Here is a 25215-nt window from a genome sequence, read left to right on the forward strand (position 1 = left end):
GAGGACGCGCAGATACGCGACGATGTCCCGAACTTCCTTGCGCTCGTAGAAGCGAACGCCGCCGACCACCTTGTACGGCACTCCGAGTCGAATGAAGATCTCCTCGAGCGCGCGTGAGGAGTTGTTGGTCCGGTAGAACACCGCGATGTCGGCGAACTTGGTCTCGCCCTGGTCCACCAGCCGATCGATCTCCGAGGCGACAAAAGATGCTTCGTCGTGCTCGTTGTCTGCAACGTAGCCGACGATCAGTTCACCTTCACCCGAATCAGTCCACAGACGCTTTTCACGTCGGCCGGTGTTCTTGGAGATCACGGAGTTGGCCGCAGACAGAATGTTCTGCGTCGAACGGTAGTTCTGTTCGAGAAGGATGGTCCGAGCGTCCGGGTAGTCGCGTTCGAACTCTTCGATGTTGCGGATAGTGGCTCCGCGGAATGCGTAGATCGACTGATCGGCGTCACCGACGACGCACAATTCGGCCGGGGCAACGGCATGGTCGGACTCTCCGGCACCGCCGACCAGTTCACGCACCAGCATGTACTGCGCGTGGTTGGTGTCCTGGTACTCGTCGACGAGCACGTGACGGAAGCGGCGGCGGTAGTACTCGGCGATCTGGGGAAACGCCTGGAGAAGCGCAACGGTCTCACCGATGAGATCGTCGAAGTCGAGTGCGTTCGCCGCACGCAACCGCTGTTGGTAATGGCCGTAGACCTTGGCGATCAGTCGCGGCAGTTCGGCCGGATCCTGATCGGCTGCGACAACCGCCTCTTCCGGTCCGACGAGTTCGTTCTTCAGGTTGGAGATGTGAGTGGCGAGAAGCCGCGCGGAGAATCGTTTGGTGTCGAGCTCGAGGTCCTTCGAGATCATCGTCAGCAGTCGACGCGAATCGTCGGAATCGTAGATCGAGAAATTCGAGTTCAAACCGGGCAGGAGCGCCGCCTGTGCTCGCAGGATGCGCACGCAACTGGAGTGGAACGTCGATACCCACATGGCGTTGGCACGCGGTCCGACAAGGGCTGCCACACGCTCGCGCATCTCGGCCGCAGCCTTGTTGGTGAACGTGATGGCCAGGATCTGACCGGGGGTGACACCCCGTTCGGCCAGCAGATAGGCGATGCGACGCGTCAGTACTGCCGTCTTGCCCGAGCCGGCGCCCGCGACGATCAGCAACGGCGAACCGGCATGGACCACGGCCTCGCGCTGTTGCGGGTTGAGACCCTCGAGGAGGGCGTCCGAACCCGCGCCATGTCCCCGCGCGCCGCCCCCGTCGTGCTGGGAATGTCCGTCGTGCTCACCGAGTGCTGGGTACGTGTTCATCGCCTGTCCACGCTACCGGCGTCCACCGACACGGTCGTCAGTGCGTCCACCTGCTGGTAGAGGCACTTGGATTACCTGTGTCGAGCATGGCAAACTGGACGCTATGTTCAGCATTTCCGTTCGCGACAACACGGCCGACCCCGTCGGCCCGCTGTGGCGTTACTTTACGTGCCCCGGACCTCGGTGCACGTGATCTGAACAGCTCACCCGCCCCTGGTCCGAATCGGATCCGGGGCATTTTCGTCAGTGTGCCTGGATCGGTAACGACCCGAGCCGAGACCACGATCCACGCAGTAGGAAGAGGAGACGAATAGCAATGAGCACCCAGGCTGCAGCCCCCAATGGAAATACTGTAAATACTGTAAACACTGCTCCGACAGACGTCGAGATCCCCCAGAGTGAGGCGGAGATCGACGAACTACGGAAAGAAATCGACCGTCTCGACGCCGAGATCCTCGCGGCCATCAAACGCCGCTCCGAGGTCTCCCAGATCATCGGCCGTACCCGGATGGCATCGGGTGGTCCGCGTCTGGTGCACAGCCGAGAGATGAAGGTCCTCGAACGGTTCAACGAGCTGGGCCAGGAAGGCCACACCCTCGCGATGCTGCTCCTGCGCCTGGGCCGCGGACGCCTGGGCCACTAGCGCACACCCAGATCACTTGCGAACGGCTACATCGGATGCCTCTGGCAGTCCCGATGTAGCCGTTCGTGTGTGTATCAGTTCTCGAGCGCGATGTACTTCGTGTTCAGGTATTCCTCGATCCCCTCGGTCCCGCCCTCGCGGCCGAATCCGGATTCCTTCACACCACCGAACGGCGCTGCCGCGTCCGAGATCACTCCGCGGTTGACGCCGATCATTCCTGATTCCAGTGCGTCGGAGACCCGAAGCGCACGGTCGAGATCCCTCGTGAAGATGTACGCAGCCAATCCGAACTCGGTGTCGTTGGCGGCCGCGATTCCCTCGGCTTCGGTGTCGAAGCCGGTGATTGCGGCGACGGGTCCGAACACCTCTTCCTTCAGTATCCGCGCGCTCGCCGGAACATCGGCCAACACGGTGGCCGGATAGAAGTACCCCTCACCACCTGGCGCTTCGCCGCCCAGTCGAACCTTCGCCCCGGCATCCACCGCATCTGCAACCAACTCTGCGACCGTGTCGAGCTGGTTCTGGTTGATCAGCGGGCCGAGCTTCGTCTCCGGGTCGGTACCCGGTCCCATCGTGAACGCCGCCATCTTCTCGGTCAGCTTGGTCGTGAACTCCTCACGCACGGCGTTGGCGACATGGAACCGGTTGGCGGCGGTGCAGGCTTCGCCTCCGTTGCGAAGCTTGGCCAGTACCGCACCCTCGACTGCCTTGTCGACGACCGCGTCGTCGAACACGACGAAGGGCGCGTTGCCACCCAATTCCATCGACGTGCGGAGCAATCGCTTCGCGGACTTCTCCACCAGCATCTTGCCGACGCCGGTGGACCCGGTGAAGGTGAGCTTGCGCAGTCGAGGGTCGTCGATGAGAGGGCCGGTCACTTCACCGGATTTCGATGTCGGCAACACCGAGAGGACTCCGTCGGGCAGCCCTGCTTCGGCCATGAGCTGAGCGAGCAGCAGCATCGTCAACGGGGTCTCCGAGGCGGGCTTGACGATGATCGTGCAGCCGGCGGCCAACGCCGGTCCGATCTTGCGGGTGCCCATCGCCAACGGAAAATTCCAGGGAGTGATGGCCAGACACGGTCCGACCGGCGCCTTCGTGACGAGGATCCGGCCGTTGCCCGCCGGCGCCGGCGTGTAGCGCCCGCCGATGCGAACGGCCTCCTCGCTGAACCACCGGAAGAACTCGGCGCCGTACTTGACCTCGGCACGGCTCTCGGCGAGTGCCTTGCCCATTTCGAGGGTCATCAGCAGCGCCACGTCCTCGGCGCGCTCGGTGATCTTCTCGAAGACGGCTCGCAGAATTTCACCACGCTCGCGCGCAGGTGTGCTCGCCCACTTCGACGAGACGGCCACGGCTTCGTCGAGAGCGCGCAGCGCATCCGCGGGGCTCGCATCGGCGACGTCGGTCAACGATTTTCCGGTCGCCGGATCCGCCACCGGGAAGGTCGCGTTGTTCTCCGCGGGCACGAACCGGCCGCCGACGAACAACTGGGTGGGAACTGATCGAATGAATTCGAATGTGTCCATGGGTTCCATGATGCTCGTCGGAGCCGCGTCCGTCTGCCCGCCAGCGAGACTCACGCGGAAGTTTCCAGCTTGTGCCACTAAAGTCGATGATCGTGAGCACTGACATCACCGGAACCTCAGCCTGGCAGAAACTGCGCGCTCATTACGCCGACATCGAAGGCGTTCACCTGCGAGAACTCTTCCAGGACGATCCAGCCCGCGGACGAGAGCTGACGATCGACGCCGGTGATCTTCACATCGACTACAGCAAGCATCGCGTCGGCCGCGAGACTCTCGCGCTACTCGTCGAGCTGGCCCGCGAGGCCGGCGTCGAGGCACGACGCGACGCGATGTTCGCGGGCGATCACATCAACAGCTCGGAAGACCGAGCCGTGCTGCACACAGCACTGCGTCTGCCGAAGGATTCTGCTCTGACCGTCGACGGTCAGGACGTCGTCGCGGACGTTCACGAAGTTCTGGACGCGATGGGCGCTTTCGCGGATCGGGTGCGCAGTGGCGAGTGGACCGGCGCCACCGGCAAGCGCATCCGCACCATCGTCAACATCGGCATCGGCGGTTCCGACCTCGGGCCCGTGATGGTCTATCGCGCGCTACGGCACTACGCGGACGCCGGGATCAGCGTTCGGTTCGTCTCCAACATCGACCCGGTCGACCTGGTCGGGCAGCTCGACGACCTCGATCCGGAGACGACGCTCTTCATCGTCGCGTCCAAGACGTTTTCCACCCTCGAGACGCTCACCAACGCGACGGCGGCAAAGCGTTGGCTGTTCGCCGGTCTGGGCAGCGAAGACGTCTCGGCCGTAGCCAAGCATTTCGTCGCAGTCTCCACCCATGGTGATCGCGTGGCGGAGTTCGGCATCGACACCGCGAACATGTTCGGATTCTGGGATTGGGTCGGCGGGCGCTACTCCGTCGACTCGGCGATCGGACTGTCGGTCATGTGCGCCGTCGGACCCGTTCGTTTTGCCGAATTCCTCGACGGTTTCCACCAGATCGACACGCACTTCCGAAACCAACCGCTCGAGCAGAACGCGCCGGTTCTCCTCGGGCTCATCGGGCTCTGGTACTCCAACTTCTTCGGCGCTCAGTCCCGCGCAGTGCTGCCCTACTCGAACGACCTGTTGCGCTTTCCCGCGTACCTGCAGCAGCTGACCATGGAGTCCAACGGCAAGTCGGTTCGCGCCGACGGCTCACCGGTGACCACGTCCACCGGTGAAATCTTCTGGGGCGAGCCGGGAACCAACGGCCAACACGCGTTCTATCAGCTCCTGCATCAGGGCACGTGGCTCGTGCCCGCCGATTTCATCGGCTTCGCGGAATCCACCGACGATCTGCCGACGGCGGACGGCACCGGATCCATGCACGATCTGCTCATGAGTAACTTCTTCGCTCAGACAAAGGTTCTCGCGTTCGGCAAGACTGCCGAAGAGATCGCTTCAGAGGGCACTGCACCGGAGTTGGTGCCGCACAAGGTGATGCCAGGCAACCGGCCTTCGAGCACCATCCTGGCCAAGGAATTGACGCCCTCGGTCGTCGGTCAGTTGATCGCACTCTACGAGCACCAGGTATTTGTCGAAGGTGCTGTGTGGGGTGTCAATCCGTTCGATCAATGGGGCGTCGAACTCGGCAAGACGCAGGCACTGGAACTGGGACCTGCACTCTCCTCCGAAGAGGCACCCGGCGACCTCGGCGACACGTCCACCGATGCACTCGTGCACTGGTACCGCAAGGAGCGCGGACGGGCCTGATTCACGCGGCAGCAGGGCCGAACCAACTCTCCGTCGCGTACACACGTCCGGATCGGTCGACGAGCCGAGCGCGAAGCTCTTGCTGTTCAACCCATTTGATGGCGCTGATACCCCGGATCAACGCTGCTTCGCTCGCTGCGTACGCCCACACCGCGTCGTCCGCTATCACCGAGACTTGCGCCCATTCCGTGGAGGGACGCTCCTGGTTCGGCTCCCAGGAGGGCAGCTCTACCGCCCGCGCCGTCGCCATCGCGGTTCCGTTGATCAGTTCGACTTCTTCGCTGCCCGGCACCGGAATCTGCCAGCCACCGGCCGGTGCATGGCCGGCCGTGGCGATCACGTCGCCGATCCGTACGGCAACACCACATTGCAGTTCGGCAGCCACGATCTGCGCGGCGCGATCGACGGTGTCTGCCTTGGCAACTCCGGTGATGTCGAACGACGCACCCCAGGGCGCGTACACCACGTCGCCGTCGAGCTGTACGTCCTCGAACGTCGGGGTCGGGTGGACCGGAGGGATGGACTCGTCCTCGGAGTAGTTGTCGGCAAGCGGATTGACTGCGCCGCCGGTCATACGAGCCGCCCACAGCGCCGACCGCAAGAGAGCAGACATACGCCGAGTCACTTTGACCGGAGTTCCCTGAGCGAGGTTGACGGCGTGAATCTCGGCGTCGCCCCGGCGAAGGTCGCACACCGCCTCGGTCTCGTCGATGGCAGCTGCGATCAACGCGTGCGCAGTGGGCAGCGCAGCGCCTTCGGTGACATCCACCTCCACGGCGGAATCCCACATCGCCCACTTCTCGACACTGACCATGTCAGTCCTGCCCTTCGAACACACCGCGTTGTAACCAGTATGCGCCGGTCAGCAAGCCCCGTGCCATAAGCCGCTTCCGAGGCCGAGGCACGCTTCCTGCAGGAGGAGCAGCGCACGGCAGGGGCTGATGGTAGATCTGTGCGACAGAATTGCCGCCCTCCCTGTGCAAGCCGCGTAGTCCTTCGAAGGGTCCTGACACGCACCCGATGTCGACGGACGTCGACTACTACCGGCGCAGCGGGCTATTCCGATCCGAAAGACGCAGAGGCGACGCTCGACATGTCGTGCCGGGACGCTGCGCCTCGAGCTCGGTCTGCCGCAAAACACGTCCGGGCGACGCTGATATCACCGCAGGAGATAGCGGCGACTGACGAGAAGCACTGTGTTCCAACGTCGATGACATACCAATCGGCCGCTTTCGACGCGCGCCACTTTCGACAGGTCGACACACCTGCCCGCTCACTCTCGACTGCCGAGAAAAATACGCGCCCATCACTACGCGCGAGCGTCGAGCAGAGCACCGAGAAAGAGTTCCGAACACGCGGCGCGCCAACCGCCGGAGAGAGTGACGTCCGGCGCCCGGCGGCAGCGCTCGCACGTTACAGACAGGGTCACAATGCATCGACGCAGCTACATAGGACCGGCCGAAAGAACCTGCAGCGCAACGGCGCAACCACCGACATTTTGCTTATACGCCACCCGCACGCCCGTTGGCAAAACGAACGGTCAGTACGCGGTGTAAATCACATACTTTACAAAGTCTTTGGAATCTCTCCGCGCCAAATATCCGCAGGTGAAAGGACTTTCGACCAGAGTCCAGAATAACCGTGTCGTCTACTATGTGAAAACTGCGAAGTAGCTGTGACGCTGGGTCACGCTCGAGGGAGGAATTGTGACCGATTCATTCAAGGACCGCTTGAACGCCTTGTACCCGGCCACAGCACCGAGACTCACCAACGCACAAGTTGTGGAAGCCCTTTCACAACGCGGATGCAAGATTTCGACACCGTACCTCTCTCAGCTCCGGAGCGGTGTGCGCACAAATCCGTCAGAGCAAGTCGTTTTGGCATTGGCCGATTACTTCGGCGTAGCGGCAGAGTACTTCTTCGGCCCGACGCCTCGCCAAGATCCCGAACTGATTCCCGAAGAAGACCGTTCGGTTGTCGAAGAGTTCCACGACAGCGAATTGCGTTCTCTGGCTATGAAAGCGGTCGATCTCTCCCCTGAATCGCAGGACTTACTCTCGTCGATTGCGGAGAAACTTCGCTCGTCCGAAGGACTCCCGGCCGTACCTCCGGATTGCAGCACGTACGCCCCACCGTTCACTCGTGACTGATCCAGTGCGAAGATCAGCGAGTCAAGCGGCCCAATAGTGCCGAGGCTGTGACGATTCCGAGCAGCGCTGCCCCGATCAGCACGCCGAAGTCGACGACATAGTTGGTCGGCATTCCGATGAGTAGACCGCGTAGTGCTGACACCTCGTAGCTCAGCGGGTTGATGCGGCTGAGCCACTGAACCCACGTCGGCATGAGTTCGACCGGGTACAGCGCGTTGGACGCAAAGAACAATGGCATGGTGATTGCCTGCCCGATGCCCATCAATCGATCTCGTTTGAGCACGATTCCCGCGATCGCGACCGACAAGCAGGCAAAGAACGCGGAACCCAGGACAACGACCAATACGACCCCGAGCAGTTTGAGCGGGTTCCACGTCATACTCACCCCCAACAGCGCCGCCACAATGACGACCACCATTGCCTGGGCGACTGCGCGGATCCCGGCGGCGAATGCCTTGCCTGTCACCAATGCAGCGCGCGGCGTCGGCGTGACCATCAATTTGGTGAGGACTCCCGCGTCACGCTCCCAGATGATCTGGATTCCGTAGAAGATCGCAACAAAAAGAGCGGACTGCGCAATGATGCCCGGCGCGAGAAAGTCAAGATACGGTACGTCACCAGTCGGGATCGCTCGGATATGACTGAACGTCTGGCCGAAGATCACCAACCAGAGGATCGGCTGGATTGCGCGCGTGACCAATTCAGATCGGTCGTGCCGCAACTTCTGAACTTCCACGAGGCAGAATGTGTAAATTCTCGAGAGCAATCGAGCGAAACCGTTGGTAGTGGGATCAGCCCAAGCGGCGCGCTGTGCGACGGGCACTGCGGACATCGCGGAGACCTCCTGACTTGTCGCCGGTGAGATCGTCGCCGGTGTAGTGACGGAACACGTCTTCGAGAGTGGCCTCCGGCCCCAGTTCGGCGGCCAACTCGCTCGGCTCGCCCACCGCCCGAAGTTCACCGTGATGCATCAACGCAACACGATCACACAGCTCCTCGGCTTCTTCCATGTAGTGCGTCGTCAGCAGCACAGTCATGCCGTACTGCTTCTGCATCTCCGCCACTCGCTGCCAGACGGATTCGCGGGCAATGGGATCCAGCCCCACCGTCGGTTCGTCGAGTACCAGCAGCGACGGTCGGTTCACCAGCGCCTGCGCAAGTTCGAGCCGTCGCACCATACCGCCGGAGAAACTCGACGCCAGGCGATCGCCTGAATCGAGCAGGTCCACCATCTCGAGCGCCTGGTCGACGCGCTCGCGTCGTTCGGACCGCGGAACGTCGTACAGTCGCGCGAACCAGGTCACGTTCTCGCGCGCGGTCAATGCGCTTTCGATCGAGAGCTGTTGTGGCACGTATCCGAGGTAGCGCCGAATGGTCATCGCCTCGGTACGAACTGAGCGACCGAGAATCCGAATGTCACCGTCTTGCAGAGGAAGTAACGTGTTGAGCAACCTGATCGTCGTAGTCTTTCCTGCGCCGTTGGGACCGAGCAGGCCGAAACACTCCCCCGCATTGATGACCAGACTCAGGTTGTCCACCGCGCGGTGGTCGCCGAACTTGTATGTAACCGAGTCGATCTCGACCGCGTGTGCGCCGGGGTCGGGTGAACCTGCCGCTCGGCTCTTCCACCACTGTGTCAGCATCTCACTGCCCCTCACCTTCTGATCCGGCTGCTGCCAGAGCGCTCGCCAATCGCGACAGGGCTGGTAGCGCAGCCTCGATCCTCGCCCTGTCTTCTCCGGTCAGACTCGACAATGCCTGACCGACAATCACACTCCGGCGATCACGCCACACTTCGACGCGGGCGCGCGCCTCGTCCGAGAGGACCAATCGCGCGACGCGTCGATCAGCCTCGTCGGCAACCCGTTCGATCACTCCATCGTCGACGAGCTGCCGAACCAGGGTGGACACCGTGTTTGCCGCGACACCCAATCGCCCGGCAGCCTCAGCCACCGACAGACCCGGGTTGCGCCGTAGCAGCCTGACGAGTTCGATTTGGGCGCCGGCGAGCGGTCGTTCCGCAAACGGTCGCCCCGATGCCTTCCTCGTACCCCGGCGCAATTGCCCGAGCGTCTCCAGGACATCATCCGAAAGCCTGTGATCTGCTCCGATTTCATCCACACCTCACAATAGCTCTGTAACAGAGCTATTGTCGAGGAATCCGGACGCCGGGCGTTTTCAGCTCGTCCGCAACGGGTATCCCCGATTGCTTGTCCCGAGCACTCCCGCCCAGAACGGAGACGTCATGCGCAGACAGTGGTTGTTCGCGACGGTTGCGAGTAGCGCCCTGATCCTCACCGGTTGCTCGCCCGACGCCCTCGATTCCGGGGACAGCGCAGACAACGTCACTGCCATTGCGACGTCGCTGTCGCCACCCGCCGCCGCTGATGCACCCCTGCTGAAGACCGCCGACTCCCCACTCGGGACGATCGCCGTCGACGGCGAAGGCATGACCGTCTACGTCTACAACCCGGACGAGGAGAACTCACAAGCCGGGTCGTGCGACGAAGCGTGCCTGCGTTACTGGCCGGCGGTCACCTCGGTCACGGATTCGCCGATCGTCGAAGGAATCGACGCCGTCATCGACACTGTCGACGGGCCTGAAGGATCTTTCCAGATCACCGTCAACGGCAAGCCCGTCTATCGGTACCTCGACGACAAGGTTCCCGGAGACATGCTCGGACAGAGCGTCGGCAGCCTGTGGTGGATGATCGACGCCGCCGGAAACCCCGTGTTCAAGACTGAGTAACCCTCAGTTGTACGGCTGCCGCGCGGTTTCGGGGTCGCCGTACGTGATTGCCCGTTCCCGACGCGTTTTCGACGCCAGGGTTGCGCCCCAGTTCAGCACCGTGCTGGCGCGATTGCGGAACCCCGCGAGGAACGCGATGTGGATGATTCCCCATGACACCCATCCGATGAACCCGGACAACTGGACCGGCCCTGCCTGAAGCAACGCGTGGCGTCGCGAAATGTAGGCCGCGGTTCCAAGATCGCGGTACTTGAACGGTTTTCGGCTGGGCACGCCGTTTTCCACCGTTGCAGCGATCCGGGCACCGACGTGCCGACCACCCTGCATCGCGACCTCGGCCACCCCGGCAAGTTTGTCCCGCGACATGAGGTCGCCCACCACGTAGACGTTCGGGTGGCCGGGAACGGTCAGATCGGCTTCCACCTCGATGCGGCCACCGCCGACCTGCTTCACACCCAGCGCCGTGGCCAGTGCCTCGGCGAACGGCACTGCTTCGACGCCCGCGGTCCATAGAATCGTGCGAGTCTCGTACTGCCGCTTCTCTTTTGTCTTCTTGTCCGTCGTCTCGATGCTGGTCTCGCACACGTCGGTGACGTGCACGCCGAGGTGAGTCTCGACGCCGATCCCGTCGAGAGTACGTTTGGCGGCGGCCGAGAGCTTGCGACTGAACGAAGGGAGCACCCGATCGTCGCCGTGGAAGAGCAGTACCCTTGCCTCGTCCGGGTCGATGGACCTGAACTCGTTTGTGAGCGCGTGCATTGCCAATTCGCGGATCTGTCCGGCTAATTCGACGCCGGTGGGTCCGCCGCCCGCCACGGCGAATGTCAGCCACGGTCGACGTTCTTCCGCTGTCGGGAGCGATTCGGCCATCTCGAACGCAGCAATGAGACTGCGTCTGATCGCCAAAGCGTCGTCGAGGGTTTTCATGCCGGGCGCCCATTTGATGAACTCGTCCTGACCGTGGTACGACTGGCGCATTCCAGCCGCCACGATCAGGTAGTCGTACGGCAATTCGAAGGTCGACCCGTCGAAGCGACTGGCAGTCAGTATCCCGGCGTCGGCGTCCACCGACTTGGCCTCGCCCAGAACGACGTTCGTGTTCTTGTTGTCCTCGAGCAGATGTCGCAGCGGACTTGCGATCTGCCCTTCGGAGAGCAGACCCGTGGCGCACTGGTAGAGCAGGGGCTGGAAGACGTGGCTGGTCCCTCGGTCGATCAGAACCACCTCGACGTCGGCCTTCTTGAGTCGTCTCGCTGCGTACAGTCCACCGAAGCCGCCACCGACGATCACTACTCGGGGCTTACCGTTCGAGATGTGGATGCTCATCAGACAAACCTCGCTGTCACGGAGTTGGGCAGGAATCGTAGGGCCGCATCTATCCCTTGCCACTTGAGGCCGGGTAGCGCCGCTCGGGTGGTTTCCTTCTCGATGGCGTCGACCATGGCACTGACGCCTTCGTCCAAACTGGCCATGAGCGCTGCGTCGTCGCCGGCGCCGGCGGACATGTCGGTCTTGATGAAGCCCGGCAGCAGGGTGGTGACGCGAATAGGTGTGCGCGCCAACTCGATACTGAGCGCCTCACCCAGAGCCGCTACCCCGGCCTTGCTTGCCGAATAGGCCGCTTTTGGCCCGGGTAGCCCCCGATCCGCGCTGATCGAGGACACGAGAACCAGGTGTCCGGAGTCCTGCGCGCGGAAGATCTCGAGCGCGGCTTCACACTGCGACAGCGCGCCGACAAAATTCGTCTGCGCTGTTGCAAGATTCGCGTGCGCTTTTCCGGTTCCGATCTTGGCGCCCTTGCCGAGCCCGGCGTTCACGATCACCCGGTCCAGGCCACCCAACTCGTCGCGCAGCTCACCGAAAACCCGGACGACGGAATCGTGTTCGGTCACATCGAGTTCGCGCACTGCGACGCTGATCGACGGGTACTGCGCCACCAGCTCCCCACGCAGCGTGTCGAGACGATCCGTCCGCCGAGCACACAACGCGAGGTCGCGACCGGCCGCGGCGAATCTCCTGGCCATCTCCTCACCCAGACCCGAACTGGCACCGGTGATCAAAATCTTCTGCCGCGTCATGGGTGCAACTGTAACCATCTTCGAGTTCTCGTACCCGGCGGTAACCGAGCGAACTCGGACCGATCCGACATACCGTGGAGCCATGACCGACGAATTCGATGTCATCGTGATCGGCGGTGGGCCCGCCGGCGAGAACGCCGCCGCGTACGCCATCGCCGGAAGTAATCGCACCGCCGCAATCGTGGAACACGAACTGGTCGGCGGTGAATGCTCGTATTGGGCCTGTATGCCCAGCAAGGCGCTACTGCGCCCGGGGCAGGTCCTCGAGGCGGCCGACGCTTTGCCCGGGATCCCGGCCGGACCGCTGGACGTCGAGGCCGTCCTGAAACGCCGCGACTCGTTCACCCACAACCACGACGATTCGTCCCAGGTCGACTGGGCCACCTCCGCGGGAATCACCGTGATCAAAGGCCACGGGGTGATCGACAGCGAGCGCGCTGTGACCGTCGACGGGACCCGTAAGCTCCGCGCCCGCCAAGCCGTTGTACTCGCCACGGGCACAACTGCCACTGTCCCGAAGACGCCGGGGTTGCGTGAAGCACTCCCGTGGACGTCGCGCGATGCGACCAATCTCCACGAGGTTCCGTCGCGGGTGGCGGTCATCGGCGGCGGAGTCGTCGCAACGGAGTGCGCAACGTGGTTGTCGTCGTTCGGCGCTCACGTGACACTGCTCGTGAGAGGCGATGCTCTGTTGAAATCGGCAGAACCGTTTGCCGGAACGATGGTTGCCGAAGCACTCGGCGCCCGCGGCGTCGACGTTCGACTGAGCACCGCCGTCAACTCGGTGTCGCGACCCGACGCCAAGGACACCGGTGAGGGCCACATCCACGGTGGACCCGTCAGCATCGAGACCTCTTCCGGTGTGATCGAGGTCGACGAGGTCATCGTCGCGGCGGGCCGCGGGCCGACATCTGCCGATCTCGGCTTGTCCGTCATCGGCCTCGAGGACGGCAAGTACGTCACCACTGACGATCACCTCTGTGCCCAAGGTGAGTGGCTCTACGCCGTCGGCGACATCAACGGTCGCTCTCCCCTCACCCACATGGGCAAGTATCAGGCGAGAGTCTGCGGAGACGTCATCGCCGCGCGGGCCGAGAGCCGCGGACTCAGGGGACCTCGGTACACGGCGTCGGCGGACAACGGACAGGTCCCCCAGGTGGTGTTCACCTCACCCGAAATCGCCTGGGTGGGACGCACCGAGAAGAAAGCTCGCGACGACGGCTACGACGTCGAAGTCGTGGAGATCGAACTGGCCGTCGCAGGATCCTCGCTGTTGCGCGACGACTACTCCGGGCGCGCGAAGTTGGTCATCGACAAGGCCACCGAGGTGATCCTCGGCGCTACTTTTGCCGGGCCCGAAGTATCCGAACTGGTGCACGCGGCGACAATCGCGGTCGTCGGCGCCGTCCCACTCGAAACTCTCTGGCATGCGGTGCCCTCGTATCCGACGGTCAGTGAGGTCTGGCTTCGATTGCTGGAGGCTCGCCGCTGACGCGATCCCGAAGTACGTATAGTCGCGACATGGCGTCCGACATACTTGTGACCACGGCCGACGGCACCCTACGCGGCCGCCGGGTGGGAAAACTTCGTGCCTGGCGCGGAATTCCCTACGCCCGGCCGCCGGTCGGAACACTGCGTCTGACGCGGCCACAGCCGGTCACACCATGGACCGGAGAACGAGACGCGACCAGGTTCGGCGACGCCTCGGTCCAGCACAAGAAGGGGCTGCTGCTTTCGCCCGGGAAGTACCAGCCGAGCAGCGAGGACTGTCTGACACTCAACGTGCTCGCTCCAGCGAACGCCGGTAACACCCCGCTTCCGGTCATGGTCTTCATCCACGGTGGGGCAAACACCATCGGGACCTCGGCTACCGGCTTGTACTCCGGTGTGTCCCTCGTCGAACGCGGCGACATCGTCTACGTCTCGATCAACTACCGCCTCGGTGCTCTGGGGTACCTCGATTTCACACCCTTCTCCACGGCCGAGCGGGCATTCGATTCCAACCTCGGACTGCGCGATCAGGTCGCGGCCCTGCAATGGGTGCAGCGCAATATCGCGGCCTTCGGTGGGGATCCTGAAAAAGTCACGATCTTCGGTGAATCCGCCGGAGCCACTGCCGTCACCACCTTGATGGCTACTCCGGCTGCCAAGGGACTGTTCGCTGGTGCGATCGCCGAGAGTTCGGCTCCGGATCTAGTCTCGAGCACGCAGCGATCGCACGCCTGGGGTGCGCGTTTCGTCGAGATCCTCAATTCCGGTCTACCGCCCGCGAAGGCTTTGACCTCGGCGACTGCCGTCGAATTGGGCCGAGCAGGCAGCAGACTCGGCGCCGAGGTACTGGCGAACACGCCTGGACTACATCCCTTCGGTCCAGTCGTCGACGGCGACTTCCTGCCGCGCTCCCCCTTGGACGCATTCAATGAAGGATCGGCACACCAGGTTCCGATGATCATCGGCACCAACAGACGGGAGGGAACGCTGTTCCCGAAGGTGCTCGACGCACTCCCGACCAACCCGTCGCGCATCGACACCATGTTCGCTCTCACCGATCCCGAGGCCGGAAAGCGCATCCTCGCAACCTATCCCGGCTATCCCGACGAGCAGTCCGCGATCGATGTCGGTGGAGACGTCACGTTCTGGCACCCTTCAGTGGAGTTGATGCAGGCTCACGCACAATCGGCGCCGACGTACGCCTACCGATTCGACTTCGCGCCGACGATGATGCGTTGGCTCGGCCTCGACGCCACTCACGGTTTCGAGATGTTCGCGGTCTTCGGTATCGGCGACACCCTTGTCGGGCGCGGCCTCACCCTTCCCGGCGGTCGGCGCGGACTGCGCGCAGTCACCGAATCTGTTCAGGGACACTGGCTTCACTTCGCCAAGCACGGCTCGCCGCGCGGGTCGTGGCCGCGTTACGACGCGCAGGAGCGTAGGACCATGATCTTCGACGAGATCGTCCGCGTCGAGAACGATCCCAGACGTGAACAACGCTTGGCCTGGTCGGGATACAGCGGTTACCGTAGCCACGGCACCGACATCTCCCTACCGTGACGAGCCCCCTCGAGATCACTCTCGATTCCGGGGTCGTACGCGGGCGCCTCGATCGAGGACTGCGCACCTGGCGAGCAATCCCCTACGCAGCGGCCCCGACCGGCCGCTGGAGATTTCGCGCACCACAGCCGGTCGAGGCTTGGAATGGTGTCCGCCCGGCGGAAGCATTCGGCTCTCCGTCTCCGCAGCGCAAGAGCAACTTCGACGAGAACTCACTCTTCGTCAATGTCGTGGCCCCGCAGGTACCGTCGGATTCGTTGCGACCGGTCATGGTCTTCATTCACGGCGGCGCGTACAACGGCGGGAATCCGTCGACGCCCATGTACCGCGGAACGAGCCTGGTCGAACGTGGCGACATCGTCTACGTCTCGATCCAATATCGTCTCGGCGCGTTGGGCTACCTCGATTTCAGTGAGTATTCCACTGCTGAACAATCATTCGACACGAACCTCGGATTGCGCGATCAGATCGCCGCGCTGACGTGGGTCCAGCGCAACATCGCCTCCTTCGGTGGCGACCCGAACGCCGTCACCGTCTTCGGTGAATCGTCCGGCGCCAACGCTGTCACCACTCTGATGGCAACGCCCGCGGCCCGAGGGTTGTTCGCTCGGGCCATTGCTCAAAGTCCGCCGGCTGCTTCGGCATACGGAAAGGATCGAGCGCAGCGATGGGCGCGCGAGTTCCTCGAGATCGCAGACGCACCGGAAACCGATCCTGCCTCGTGGCTGCGCTCCGCTTCGGTGAAGGAACTGGTCGACGCCGGCGAAGAACTTGCGCGACGCGGCGCGGACGAAGAACCCGGAACACGGGCATTCGCCCCTGTAGTGGGTGACGACATTCTTCCCGAACACCCGCTCGACGTGTTCGCCGCCGGACGGGCCCACCCCGTTCCGCTGCTCGTCGGTTCGAATCTCCATGAGGGGCGGATCTTTCCGCGCGTTCTCGACATCTTGCCTACCAACCCGGTTCGGATCGAGAAGATGTTCTCCCACACCACCCCTGAAGTGAAAGCACGTGCGCTCGCGGCGTATCCCACGTATCCGCATCGTTTCGCTGCCGCCGATCTCGGCGGCGACATCACCTTCTGGGAACCGGCAATACTGTGCGCACAGGGCCATTGCCAGGTAGCTCCTACCTACAGTTACCGCTACGATTTTGCGCCTCGCCTGCTCAGACTCATCGGCATGGGCGCTACCCATGCCACCGAATTGCTTGCGGTCTTCGGCCGTTCGGATGCACTCACCGCGGCCTTGACCGCGGTCGGTGGACGTCGCGGACTGGCCGCGGTGACCTCCACCGTGCAGCGCCACTGGATCCATTTCGCCCGACACGGAGTGCCGGACCAGGATTGGCCCGCCTACTCCGTCCCGGAGCGGCAAACGATGATCTTCGACGAGACGTCCAGAGTGGAGAACGACCCGATTGGTGAGCGTCGACGCGCCTGGATCGGCTACGAGCACCGACGCTGAAGCCCGGTCAGAAGAACTGGCCTTTCACGAAACCTGCGAGCAGGACCGCGAATCCGCCCACCTCACCGAGAATCAGCAGGAACATTCCGAGGTGCAGGGGCGGACCGGCGGACTCGAACTGATTGTCGGTGTCCTTCATCGCACCGTGAGCGATGTAGCTGAAAATCGCTGCGAGAAAGAAGAACACGACCACTGCGGCACTGGTCAGGTTGATCCACGTCGGCCACGCACTGAGTTCGACGAACACCGCGATCAGCAGCGTCGCAAACGAGTACATCAGGGCTGCGCGGTGGGCGATGTCGACATACGGATGGGCGAGGTGATTATCCGAGGTGGCCATCTGTCGGTACTTCCAGATTCCCAGGCACAGGGAGAGAAGGAAGATCAGACCGGCCGCGAGCAGCGTCAGTGTCGTGTCGATCCCCAGGGTCATCTGCTCACCCCGCAGTGCGCTTCCAGTGAGTCACCGCTGGGTGATCCAGTCGAAGGATTGTCGTAGACGACAACCAGCACCACCGCACGATCTGCCGACACCGATCGCATCCGGTGTGGCGTATTCGCGTCGAAATACAGGCTGTCGCCGGCGTCGAGGTGCATCGTCTGTCCGGGGATTTCGAATTCTACGGATCCGGAGTGCACGAACACGAACTCCTCTCCCGTGTGGTCCATGAACTTGGGACCCATCACCGACGCCGGATGAACCACGAACGGCTGCATGGCCTTTCCGACCATGGAGGGCGCGATCGGATCGTAGACGGAAGACTGCACGGAGGAAGCCGGGTCGATCACGCGGTCCTTGGCGCGCACGATCGTCATGGCATTGCCCTCCATACTGTCCGAGAACAGTTGTCCCACATCGGCATCGAGCACCCGTGCAATTTTGAGCGCCACCGCGATCGACGGGGTACTGATACCCCGCTCGACCTTCGAGAGATAGCTCTTCGTCAGACCGGTCTGCTCGGCCAGGCCCTCGAGCGTCAGACCGGCGCGACGCCGATGTGTTCGCAAAAACGCTGCCATTCGATTCCCCTCACAAGACTTTGTGTCATCACCCTACCAACACATTGACCTGCGACGATCAGCGACGCTCGTACTGAGGGTTGCACATTTCCGTCCTATATGACACTTTGTGTCCTATAGGTGACTGAATGTCATTGATTCCGGGCCCCAGAAAGGCACACCCCATGACCGACACGATGCATGCGAGCAAGCAAGAACTCATGGCCACCGCCGAGACGAAAATGCTCACCGAAGTAACCACAGGCAGTTGGACACTTCGACAGAAGATCGCACTGACCTGCCGCGCACTGTCGGACGCCGGCCACGATTCCGGTCTCGCCGGCCAGATCTCCGCCCGCGGTGAGCAGCCTGGCACGTTTGTCACCCAGCGACTCGGCCTCGGGTTCGACGAGATCACCGAGGACAACCTCCTGCTCGTCAACGAGGACCTCGAAGTCCTCGACGGGGAGGGCATGCCGAACCCCGCCAACAGGTTCCACAGTTGGATCTACCGCGCCCGACCCGACGTCAACTGCATCGTCCACACACACCCACTGCACGCGACGGCGTTGTCGATGCTCGAGATTCCCCTCGTCGTCTCCCAAATGGACATCGCGCCCCTCTACGACGACTGCGCATTTCTCGCCGACTGGCCCGGAGTTCCCGTGGGAAACGAAGAGGGCGAGATCATTTCGGCTGCGCTCGGCGACAAGCGGGCAATTCTGCTCGCCCACCACGGCCAACTCGTCGTCGGCAACACGGTCGAAGAAGCATGCTCCCTCGGGCATCTGATCGAGCGGGCCGCGCGGCTGCAGTTGCTGGCAATGGCTGCCGGCGACATCAAGCCGCTACCGCCTCGCCTGGCGAAGGAGGCTCACGATTGGACACTGACCCCTCGGCGCAGCGAGGCGAACTTCGCGTACTACGCCCGTCGGGCTCACCGCAATCATCCCGACGCACTGACCAACTGAATTTCGTTTCCCACCAACAGAACAGAGAACCCCATGAGCAGCACAATCAAGGGAATCGTCGCCTACCCCATCACCCCGTTCGACCGGGACACCGGAGCATTCGATCCCAAGCCGCTACACACGCTCCTCGACAGCATGATCAGCAGTGGTGTCGACGCGATAGCCCCACTCGGCAGCACCGGCGAGAGCGCCTATCTCGACGACGCCGAATGGGAGTCGGTCGCCCGGGAAACTGTCGACTACGTCGACCGACGAGTCCCCACCGTCGTCGGAGTGTCGGATCTGACGACGGCGGGAGCACTCCGCCGAGCATCGATCGCGGCAGACGCCGGTGCCGACGCAATGATGATCCTCCCCACGTCGTACTGGCATCTGGGTGAGCAGGAGATTCGTGAACACGTCAGTGCGGTCGCCGATTCCGTCGACATTCCCACGATGATCTACAACAATCCCGCGACCACAGGGATCGACATGTCGCCGGAGTTTCTCGTCGACCTCGTCTCCACCGTCGACGGCATCACGATGATCAAGGAATCCACCGGCGACATCACCCGCATGAACCGCATCAACGAACTGAGTGGTGGCACGATTCCCTTCTTCAACGGCAGCAATCCTCTTGCACTGCAATCTTTCTCTGCAGGCGCAAGCGGATGGTGCACGGCAGCACCGTGTCTGGCCCCCGAACAGGTGGTGCACTTCTGGCGTCTACTCGAATCCGGTGATCGGTCGGGTGCCGCCGCTGTGTTCGAACAGATCGAGCCACTACTGAAGGTCCTCGTCAGTCGCGGACTGCCGTCGACGGTCAAAGCCGGGTTGGAATTTCTCGGCGTCGACGCCGGCCTTCCCCGCCGGCCCCTGCTGCCCCTCGACGACAACACCAGGACAGCTTTGTCCGACGCTCTGTCGGTGGCTCGCGGTGTAATCGTCGCGTCGTGACCTGACGTGGGAGTGGGGTCCGGCAAGATGGGATGCACACCGACCGAAGGAGGGGCACCATGTCCGTAGATTCACGGTCTGCGAGGATCGCCGTCACCGGCGCTACCGGCCATATCGGCGGACTGGTGGCCCAGTCGTTGGCCGACGCCGGTGTCCCACAGCGGCTGATCGCGCGTTCGGTCAACCGATTGCCGCAGCTCCCCGGTGCCGATTCGGCCGAGACTACGTACGGGGATCAGGAGAGCGCTCTCGCGGCTCTGGCCGGAATCGACACCCTCTTCATGGTCTCGGCGGCCGAAAGCGCAGATCGTCTGGATCATCACCGCACCTTCATCGACGCCGCAGCGGAGGCCGGGGTCAGGCACATCGTCTACACGTCTTTCCTCGGTGCCGCTCCGGACGCGACGTTCACGCTCGCTCGCGATCACTGGGTCACCGAGGAACATATCCGCGCTTCCGGACTCGCATTCACCTTCCTGCGCGACAGCTTCTACCTCGATTTCCTACCCGCTCTCGCCGGTGAAGACGGTGTGATCCGCGGCCCCGCAGGTGACGGTCTTGTCGGCGCGGTAGCGCGGTCCGACATTGCTGCCGTCGCTGTGTCGGTTCTGCAGGATCTGGATTCTCATGTCGGACAGACGTACAACCTGACCGGACGCGAGGCACTGACGCTCTCCGAGGCCGCGAGCATCATCACCGAGGTCACCGGCAAGCGGACCACGTACGTCGAGGAAACGCTCGAGGAAGCCTACGAGTCGCGGGCGTCGTACAACGCACCCGATTGGGAGCTCGATGCTTGGGTGTCGACGTACACCGCAATCGCGCAGGGTGAATTGGCGATGATCACGAGCACCGTGGAGGACCTTGTCGGCCGGCCTGCGCTCACGCTGCGTGAATTCCTCACAGCAGAAACCGCCTGATGCCACCACGCAAAGCAACCACGGCACGCAAGGCTGCCGCAAAGAAAGCTGCACCGAGGAAGGCTGCTCCCAAGAAGAGTGCAACCAAAAAGACCGCCGCAAAGAAGACTGTCGCAAAGAAACGATCACGCGCTGTGATGCCCGACGTTCCGACAGCCGCTCCGGGCGAACGAGTCTGGCTTCTCGACGTACCCTTTCGGACGCCGGCGCCTGGTGCGCAGTTCGTCAAGAAATGGAAGAGCTACGCGTGGGTCGGCACGGAGTTGCCTGTAGAACTCGCTCCGTTCAAGGCACTCCCCTTCTCGTATCAGCAGTGGGTCGAGGACGACATCAATGACAGCACCGGCGAACGCCCGGTTGCTGCACCCAAAATTCCTCGGCCCGAGCAGGTTTCGGGGGCTGCGGCCGTCGTCGACGCTGCTCGGGCCGGCAAACGCGGATTTCTGTTGGCAGACAATGCCGGCCTGGGTAAGACGCTGATCGCAGTGATGTCGGCCAAGACGATTGCCGAGGAACGCGGCGAAACCAACATCCTCGTCCTCGTCGATCGACCCGCACAGATCACCATTCCGCATTGGCGCTATTCCATCGCATCGGTGGGCGACGGCGGATTCCGCTGGCTGATCATGTCGCCTGACCAATTGAAGAAGCTGATCGCGCGAAACGGCCGTCCCAAGTACACCTTCGGTGTGGTGATCGCGGACGAGGCCCAGCTGTACAGCAACGACACACAGCGCACAGCTGCCTTCGAGAAGGTTGCGCGCTTTTCCAATTCACACGAGCAAGCGCCGTTCGTCCTGTCCGTGACAGCAACACCGGGACATACGCCGGCAGATCAGCGTTACCTGGCGCCGCTTTTTGCGCAGCTGCATTCAGAACCTTCGGAGTACTGGTCCGACCTGGGTGCCAGGCTTGTCGAGTCCGGCCTTCCGCTGGACAAGTCCTACGGGAAGTGGACGTGGAGCGCAGAGGCGAAGGAATCAGCGACCCTGCAATCCCAGGCGCTCGAGACCGTGCGTGGATGGATGTCGAACAGCAAACCGCCCTTGATGATTCATCGACCGACTCCGTGGGGACCCGTTCCGCTCGACGGTATGCCGATCGACCTCACGCATGCCCAGCGCGCCGAGTACGAGACCGAGTGGGCCGAGTACGCCTACGAAATGGGATTGGCCCGCAAGAGCCGCAACATCGCGCGGGGCCGTGCGCTTGTTCTGCGCTATCGACAGAAGGCGGGCATGATCCGCGCCGAATCGACGGCCCAGTGGGCGCAGTCGCAGGTCAACGCAGGCAAACAGGTGTTGGTGGCCGTCGAATTCGTCTCCACGGCAGGCGATCCACTGGTCGAGATGATCGAAGACGCCGGGATCTCGGTGGCAAAACTGTTCGGCGCGGTGCCGGACAAGGAGGGTCAACGTCTGCGGTTTCAACGCGGGGATGCACCGGTCATCGTCTTCAATGTCACGACCTCGATCTCGCTCCACGCCAACGAAGCACTCCCCGACGGCACTCACGCGTCCTCGTTGCCACGGACGGGAATCTTTCATCAACCGCGATACTCAGGGATCGCGGCAGAACAGACATTCGGTCGGTCACACCGCGACTACCAGACGTGTCCATGGGTCATACCCTTCGGCGTGGGCACCAAGGAAGAGGACGTCGCCACGGTTATGTTGCGCAATCTCAATTCGGTTACAGGTCTGAAAGGTGGTGATCGATCCGGTCTGCGGTCGCTGTCCGAACTGCTCGGCGTCGAGTGGCTAGAGCCCGATGTCTTGACCACGGAGGCTTGACCTCGGAGTCTTGACCTCGGCGGCTTGACCACGGGGGCTTGACCACGGGGGCTTGACCTTCCAATGGCCGTCCAACGCGCGCACACGAACGGTTTCGGAGGTATGCCCCAATTCCACTCCACCAAAACCGAATTCGGCTGACCGCTTCATTCCTTTCGGGACCTTGGGACTCAGGTATCTGTGACCTGACGTGGCAGACTCTTGCGAGTCGAGGTGCACCAGCCTCGAAACAGTGCCGAGAAACCGAGGGGTCCTATGCGCAATATCTACCGGTCATTGATGCGCAATGTCGGCCATACACAATGGTTCTCGGATCTCGGCAAGGATCTGGTTCCGCTCGATCGAGCAGTGCAGAGAGTGTCGGGCGGCAAGCTCTCACTCGTCGGCGAGAACACCGTGACACAGCTACTGCTCACCACCACTGGCCGCAAGACCGGCCGTTCTCGCACCACACCACTCCTGTACGCACCCGACGGCGATGCGTTTGTCGTCGTCGGATCCAACTGGGGGCAGGATACGCATCCAGCGTGGACACTCAATTTGATGGCAAATCCCACCGCAATCGTGACAGTGAAGGGCGTCGAAATACCGGTCGGTGCGAGTCTGGCGGAGGGCGCCACGCGTAAGAAGTTGTGGAAGCTCGCGACCACCACGTGGCCACCGTACGAAACCTACGCCGATCGAGCATTCGGGCGCCAGATCCGCGTATTTCGACTCCAACCTGTCAAATAGCTGCTGCCGGGCGCAGGATGGGAAGGACCACCCTGCCGATCTCAGGAGCATTCGCGAATGTCCACAGCACTGACTCACGCAGAAGACACACAGATCACAGCTTCCAACGGGCGGATCGCACTGGAGCCGAACCCCCGCCGCATTCGAGCATTCTTCGCTGGTCACGCCGTCGCGGACACCACTCGTTCGGTGTACCTTTTCGAACGCGGCCGCCTGCCGATGTACTACATCCCTCGCGCGGACGTTCGCACCGAATTCCTCGTCCCGACGTCGACGACCACCCATTGCCCATGGAAAGGTGACGCCACCTATTGGACGATCGAGATCGGGGATCGCCGGGCCGAGGACGCCGTCTGGTCCTACCCTGAACAGTTCGACGGTTCCCTGGACCTGAGTGAGTACGTCGCGTTCTACTGGGATCGCATGGACGCCTGGTACGAGGAGGATCAACAGGTCTTTGTCCACGCCCGCGATCCATACGTACGTATCGACGCGCTCCCCTCGTCCCGACACGTCCAGGTTTTTGTCGGCGACGTACTGGTCGCCGAGACGACACGACCCAGACTGCTGTTCGAAACCGGACTGCCCACGCGGTACTACATTCCGAGAATCGACGTTCGCAGCGAGTACTTTGTGCCGACCCCGACCACCACGGCCTGCCCGTACAAGGGCACTGCGTCGTATCTGTCCTTCACCGGCACAACCGAACTCGCACCGATCGAGGATCTGGCGTGGTTCTATCCGTTCACTACCGCCGAAGCGTCCGGGATCGACAACCACGTGTCGTTCTATCCCGAACGCGTCGGCAAGATCCTGGTGGACGGTACCGAAATCTGACAGGCGCCGAAATCTGACAGGTGCGGGGATCCGAGAAGGTGCGGGTGCCTATCCCACCGAGACAAGGGATTCCGGGATTCGCAGTTCAGTCTTTTCCAGCCGGCGATCGTGCATCCACACCAACGCCGTTGCAACCGAGAAGACCAACCCGGCGATGCATACTCCGTTCCAGCCGTACGACTTCCACACCATCGACCCCACAGCCGAGCCCACGGCGGCACCCACGAAGTAGGTGGTCATGTACACCGAGTTCACACGCGAACGCGCTTCGGGGACAAGGGCGTAGATCACGTTCTGGTTGCTGACGTGCACTCCCTGCAGCGCGAGGTCGGCAAGAACGATGGCAACAAGAAACCACACTATATGCGTGGCACCGGAGGCAAAGGGAAGCCACGACACCAACAGAATCGCGATAGCTCCGCCCGTCGCCACCTGACCCAGCCCCCGATCGGCCAGTCTGCCCGCCACGGTCGCCATCAACGCTCCCGCCACGCCGAGTAGTCCGACCAGGCCGATTTGAGTATCGCTGTAGCCGAATTCGCCGGAGAGAAGAAAGGCCATTGTCGTGAAGACTGTGCTGACGGCAGCAAAAGCCAGCCCGCCCATGGCCGATCGAGTTCTCAGGCGCGGCAAGGTCGCAGCCAACTTCCCTACCGACGCGAGCGTCGCCCCGTAGCTTGCCTTCGGTCGATCGGCGGAATCGGAAGGCAGAGATCGCCACAGTGCCACGGCCATCACCACCATCAGACCCGCCGCAACCTTGTAGACCGTCGACCAACCTCCCAGTCCGGAGAGGACGCCGGCAACACTGCGCGCCAACAGGATTCCGATCAGCAGTCCGCTCATGATCGTCCCGACCACCCGGCCGGACCTCTCAGGTTCGGCCAGTGAGGCGGCAAACGGAATCAGCACCTGGGCAGCAACCGAAAAGACCCCTGCCACTGCGATTCCCACGGCAAGCGTGGCAAAGTTGGGCGCAAATCCGCTGACCGCTTGACCGGTAGCCGCCAGCAGCATGAGCCCTACCGTCAGCTTGCGTCGGTCGACCATGTCGCCTACCGGAACCAGAAGTATCAATCCGAGTGCATACGCGACCTGCGCGATGGTCACCGTCGCGGCCGCTGCAGAGGCCGAGACGTTCAAGTGGTCCGAGATGGAATCGAGGAGTGGCTGATTGAAGTAGTTACCGCCCGCGCACAGACCCGTCGCTGCAGCCATCAGCAGCACTATCGGTAGTCCGAGCCTCGGACGCGCGTCGCTTGAAATCATGTCGTCAAGCATGACCGGCAACACCGA

Annotated in this window: 24 protein-coding genes; 13 read left to right on the forward strand and 11 right to left on the reverse strand. The window is 62.7% G+C overall.

Translation table 11 applies throughout. From position 1 onward, the window contains the following. A partial coding sequence (locus ACKAMS_RS17935) for an ATP-dependent helicase (RefSeq protein WP_408989325.1) occupies positions 1-1314 on the reverse strand: 1314 nt, incomplete at its 3' end. A 316-nt stretch (positions 1315-1630) separates the two neighbouring features. On the opposite strand from ACKAMS_RS17935, the gene ACKAMS_RS17940 reads away from it, so the two are divergent. Then, the gene (locus tag ACKAMS_RS17940) at positions 1631-1957 is read left to right on the forward strand and encodes a chorismate mutase (RefSeq protein WP_019744757.1); all 327 of its coding nucleotides are present in this window, start codon (positions 1631-1633) and stop codon (positions 1955-1957) included. 74 nt (positions 1958-2031) lie between these two features. On the opposite strand, the gene ACKAMS_RS17945 is transcribed toward ACKAMS_RS17940, so the two are convergent. Then, positions 2032-3486 carry an NAD-dependent succinate-semialdehyde dehydrogenase gene (locus tag ACKAMS_RS17945; RefSeq protein WP_408989326.1) on the reverse strand — a complete coding sequence of 485 codons (1455 nt, stop codon included), beginning with the start codon at positions 3484-3486 and terminating at the stop codon, positions 2032-2034. A 92-nt stretch (positions 3487-3578) separates the two neighbouring features. Between ACKAMS_RS17945 and pgi the strand changes: the two genes are divergently transcribed. Continuing rightward, positions 3579-5234, forward strand: a complete 1656-nt coding sequence (gene pgi, locus ACKAMS_RS17950) for a glucose-6-phosphate isomerase (protein WP_408989327.1) — start codon at positions 3579-3581, stop codon at positions 5232-5234. A 1-nt stretch (position 5235) separates the two neighbouring features. Here the strand turns inward: pgi and ACKAMS_RS17955 are convergent, their stop codons facing one another. After that, complete coding sequence (locus tag ACKAMS_RS17955; protein WP_020970361.1) at positions 5236-6048, reverse strand: FAD:protein FMN transferase; 813 nt, start codon at positions 6046-6048, stop codon at positions 5236-5238. 892 nt (positions 6049-6940) lie between these two features. On the opposite strand from ACKAMS_RS17955, the gene ACKAMS_RS17960 reads away from it, so the two are divergent. Further along, positions 6941-7384, forward strand: coding sequence for a helix-turn-helix domain-containing protein (locus ACKAMS_RS17960; RefSeq protein ID WP_019744761.1), 444 nt, complete (start codon positions 6941-6943; stop codon positions 7382-7384). Between the two features lie 13 nt (positions 7385-7397). Here ACKAMS_RS17960 and ACKAMS_RS17965 read toward each other — a convergent pair whose 3' ends face one another. From ACKAMS_RS17965 to ACKAMS_RS17975, 3 genes are read right to left on the reverse strand one after another with little or no spacing between them, the layout of a single operon-like run. After that, positions 7398-8216 (reverse strand): ABC transporter permease, encoded by an 819-nt coding sequence (locus ACKAMS_RS17965; RefSeq protein WP_019744762.1) that lies wholly within the window; start codon positions 8214-8216, stop codon positions 7398-7400. After that, positions 8176-9027: an ABC transporter ATP-binding protein gene (locus ACKAMS_RS17970; protein WP_020908654.1), complete on the reverse strand. Its 852-nt coding sequence runs from the start codon at positions 9025-9027 to the stop codon at positions 8176-8178. The genes ACKAMS_RS17965 and ACKAMS_RS17970 overlap by 41 nt, the downstream gene beginning before the upstream one ends. Position 9028: 1 nt before the next feature. Continuing rightward, complete coding sequence (locus ACKAMS_RS17975) at positions 9029-9505, reverse strand: MarR family winged helix-turn-helix transcriptional regulator (protein WP_408989328.1); 477 nt, start codon at positions 9503-9505, stop codon at positions 9029-9031. A gap of 124 nt (positions 9506-9629) precedes the next feature. Between ACKAMS_RS17975 and ACKAMS_RS17980 the strand changes: the two genes are divergently transcribed. Next, entirely contained in the window at positions 9630-10133 is a 504-nt protein-coding gene (locus tag ACKAMS_RS17980; RefSeq protein ID WP_019744765.1) for a hypothetical protein, read from the forward strand. 3 nt (positions 10134-10136) lie between these two features. Here ACKAMS_RS17980 and ACKAMS_RS17985 read toward each other — a convergent pair whose 3' ends face one another. Further along, positions 10137-11459 (reverse strand): NAD(P)/FAD-dependent oxidoreductase, encoded by a 1323-nt coding sequence (locus ACKAMS_RS17985; protein WP_047888491.1) that lies wholly within the window; start codon positions 11457-11459, stop codon positions 10137-10139. Continuing rightward, positions 11459-12211: an SDR family oxidoreductase gene (locus tag ACKAMS_RS17990; protein ID WP_007727631.1), complete on the reverse strand. Its 753-nt coding sequence runs from the start codon at positions 12209-12211 to the stop codon at positions 11459-11461. Before ACKAMS_RS17990 ends, ACKAMS_RS17985 begins: the two co-directional genes overlap by 1 nt. A gap of 82 nt (positions 12212-12293) precedes the next feature. Here ACKAMS_RS17990 and ACKAMS_RS17995 point away from each other — a divergent pair, with 82 nt between their 5' ends. Genes ACKAMS_RS17995 through ACKAMS_RS18005 form a run of 3 tightly spaced genes read left to right on the forward strand, consistent with a single transcriptional unit; the run spans position 12294 to position 16731 of the window. Then, entirely contained in the window at positions 12294-13703 is a 1410-nt protein-coding gene (locus tag ACKAMS_RS17995; protein WP_408989329.1) for a dihydrolipoyl dehydrogenase family protein, read from the forward strand. A 29-nt stretch (positions 13704-13732) separates the two neighbouring features. Continuing rightward, the gene (locus ACKAMS_RS18000; protein ID WP_021332290.1) at positions 13733-15262 is read left to right on the forward strand and encodes a carboxylesterase/lipase family protein; all 1530 of its coding nucleotides are present in this window, start codon (positions 13733-13735) and stop codon (positions 15260-15262) included. Beyond that, positions 15259-16731 carry a carboxylesterase/lipase family protein gene (locus ACKAMS_RS18005; protein ID WP_408989330.1) on the forward strand — a complete coding sequence of 491 codons (1473 nt, stop codon included), beginning with the start codon at positions 15259-15261 and terminating at the stop codon, positions 16729-16731. The genes ACKAMS_RS18000 and ACKAMS_RS18005 overlap by 4 nt, the downstream gene beginning before the upstream one ends. Positions 16732-16738: 7 nt before the next feature. Here ACKAMS_RS18005 and ACKAMS_RS18010 read toward each other — a convergent pair whose 3' ends face one another. After that, complete coding sequence (locus tag ACKAMS_RS18010; RefSeq protein ID WP_003946354.1) at positions 16739-17164, reverse strand: hypothetical protein; 426 nt, start codon at positions 17162-17164, stop codon at positions 16739-16741. Then, positions 17161-17751 carry a helix-turn-helix domain-containing protein gene (locus ACKAMS_RS18015; RefSeq protein ID WP_020908662.1) on the reverse strand — a complete coding sequence of 197 codons (591 nt, stop codon included), beginning with the start codon at positions 17749-17751 and terminating at the stop codon, positions 17161-17163. The genes ACKAMS_RS18010 and ACKAMS_RS18015 overlap by 4 nt, the downstream gene beginning before the upstream one ends. A gap of 164 nt (positions 17752-17915) precedes the next feature. Between ACKAMS_RS18015 and ACKAMS_RS18020 the strand changes: the two genes are divergently transcribed. From ACKAMS_RS18020 to ACKAMS_RS18045, 6 genes are all read left to right on the forward strand, one after another. Next, entirely contained in the window at positions 17916-18701 is a 786-nt protein-coding gene (locus ACKAMS_RS18020) for an aldolase (RefSeq protein ID WP_408989331.1), read from the forward strand. 33 nt (positions 18702-18734) lie between these two features. After that, positions 18735-19637 carry a dihydrodipicolinate synthase family protein gene (locus ACKAMS_RS18025; protein ID WP_019744773.1) on the forward strand — a complete coding sequence of 301 codons (903 nt, stop codon included), beginning with the start codon at positions 18735-18737 and terminating at the stop codon, positions 19635-19637. A gap of 59 nt (positions 19638-19696) precedes the next feature. After that, positions 19697-20557, forward strand: a complete 861-nt coding sequence (locus ACKAMS_RS18030; protein ID WP_408989332.1) for an SDR family oxidoreductase — start codon at positions 19697-19699, stop codon at positions 20555-20557. Then, positions 20557-22350, forward strand: coding sequence for a DEAD/DEAH box helicase family protein (locus tag ACKAMS_RS18035; protein ID WP_408989333.1), 1794 nt, complete (start codon positions 20557-20559; stop codon positions 22348-22350). Before ACKAMS_RS18030 ends, ACKAMS_RS18035 begins: the two co-directional genes overlap by 1 nt. A 255-nt stretch (positions 22351-22605) precedes the next feature. Then, positions 22606-23082 (forward strand): nitroreductase/quinone reductase family protein, encoded by a 477-nt coding sequence (locus tag ACKAMS_RS18040; RefSeq protein WP_019744776.1) that lies wholly within the window; start codon positions 22606-22608, stop codon positions 23080-23082. A 57-nt stretch (positions 23083-23139) separates the two neighbouring features. Next, positions 23140-23919 (forward strand): DUF427 domain-containing protein, encoded by a 780-nt coding sequence (locus ACKAMS_RS18045; protein WP_020970370.1) that lies wholly within the window; start codon positions 23140-23142, stop codon positions 23917-23919. A 48-nt stretch (positions 23920-23967) separates the two neighbouring features. On the opposite strand, the gene ACKAMS_RS18050 is transcribed toward ACKAMS_RS18045, so the two are convergent. Then, entirely contained in the window at positions 23968-25200 is a 1233-nt protein-coding gene (locus ACKAMS_RS18050; RefSeq protein ID WP_408989334.1) for an MFS transporter, read from the reverse strand. Between the last annotated feature and the right edge of the window lie 15 nt (positions 25201-25215).

The sequence above is a fragment of the Rhodococcus sp. 5A-K4 genome, from assembly GCF_046097995.1.
Lineage (GTDB): Bacteria > Actinomycetota > Actinomycetes > Mycobacteriales > Mycobacteriaceae > Rhodococcus_F > Rhodococcus_F erythropolis.

Coding starts and splice junctions, on each gene's coding strand:
- ACKAMS_RS17940 (WP_019744757.1), top strand. CDS start 1,631: ATGAGCACCCAGGCTGCAGCCCCCAATGGAAATACTGTAAATACTGTA.
- ACKAMS_RS17945 (WP_408989326.1), bottom strand. CDS start 3,486: ATGGACACATTCGAATTCATTCGATCAGTTCCCACCCAGTTGTTCGTC.
- ACKAMS_RS17955 (WP_020970361.1), bottom strand. CDS start 6,048: ATGGTCAGTGTCGAGAAGTGGGCGATGTGGGATTCCGCCGTGGAGGTG.
- ACKAMS_RS17965 (WP_019744762.1), bottom strand. CDS start 8,216: ATGTCCGCAGTGCCCGTCGCACAGCGCGCCGCTTGGGCTGATCCCACT.
- ACKAMS_RS17970 (WP_020908654.1), bottom strand. CDS start 9,027: ATGCTGACACAGTGGTGGAAGAGCCGAGCGGCAGGTTCACCCGACCCC.
- ACKAMS_RS17980 (WP_019744765.1), top strand. CDS start 9,630: ATGCGCAGACAGTGGTTGTTCGCGACGGTTGCGAGTAGCGCCCTGATC.
- ACKAMS_RS17985 (WP_047888491.1), bottom strand. CDS start 11,459: ATGAGCATCCACATCTCGAACGGTAAGCCCCGAGTAGTGATCGTCGGT.
- ACKAMS_RS17990 (WP_007727631.1), bottom strand. CDS start 12,211: ATGACGCGGCAGAAGATTTTGATCACCGGTGCCAGTTCGGGTCTGGGT.
- ACKAMS_RS17995 (WP_408989329.1), top strand. CDS start 12,294: ATGACCGACGAATTCGATGTCATCGTGATCGGCGGTGGGCCCGCCGGC.
- ACKAMS_RS18000 (WP_021332290.1), top strand. CDS start 13,733: ATGGCGTCCGACATACTTGTGACCACGGCCGACGGCACCCTACGCGGC.
- ACKAMS_RS18010 (WP_003946354.1), bottom strand. CDS start 17,164: ATGACCCTGGGGATCGACACGACACTGACGCTGCTCGCGGCCGGTCTG.
- ACKAMS_RS18015 (WP_020908662.1), bottom strand. CDS start 17,751: ATGGCAGCGTTTTTGCGAACACATCGGCGTCGCGCCGGTCTGACGCTC.
- ACKAMS_RS18020 (WP_408989331.1), top strand. CDS start 17,916: ATGACCGACACGATGCATGCGAGCAAGCAAGAACTCATGGCCACCGCC.
- ACKAMS_RS18025 (WP_019744773.1), top strand. CDS start 18,735: ATGAGCAGCACAATCAAGGGAATCGTCGCCTACCCCATCACCCCGTTC.
- ACKAMS_RS18030 (WP_408989332.1), top strand. CDS start 19,697: ATGTCCGTAGATTCACGGTCTGCGAGGATCGCCGTCACCGGCGCTACC.
- ACKAMS_RS18035 (WP_408989333.1), top strand. CDS start 20,557: ATGCCACCACGCAAAGCAACCACGGCACGCAAGGCTGCCGCAAAGAAA.
- ACKAMS_RS18040 (WP_019744776.1), top strand. CDS start 22,606: ATGCGCAATATCTACCGGTCATTGATGCGCAATGTCGGCCATACACAA.
- ACKAMS_RS18045 (WP_020970370.1), top strand. CDS start 23,140: ATGTCCACAGCACTGACTCACGCAGAAGACACACAGATCACAGCTTCC.
- ACKAMS_RS18050 (WP_408989334.1), bottom strand. CDS start 25,200: ATGCTTGACGACATGATTTCAAGCGACGCGCGTCCGAGGCTCGGACTA.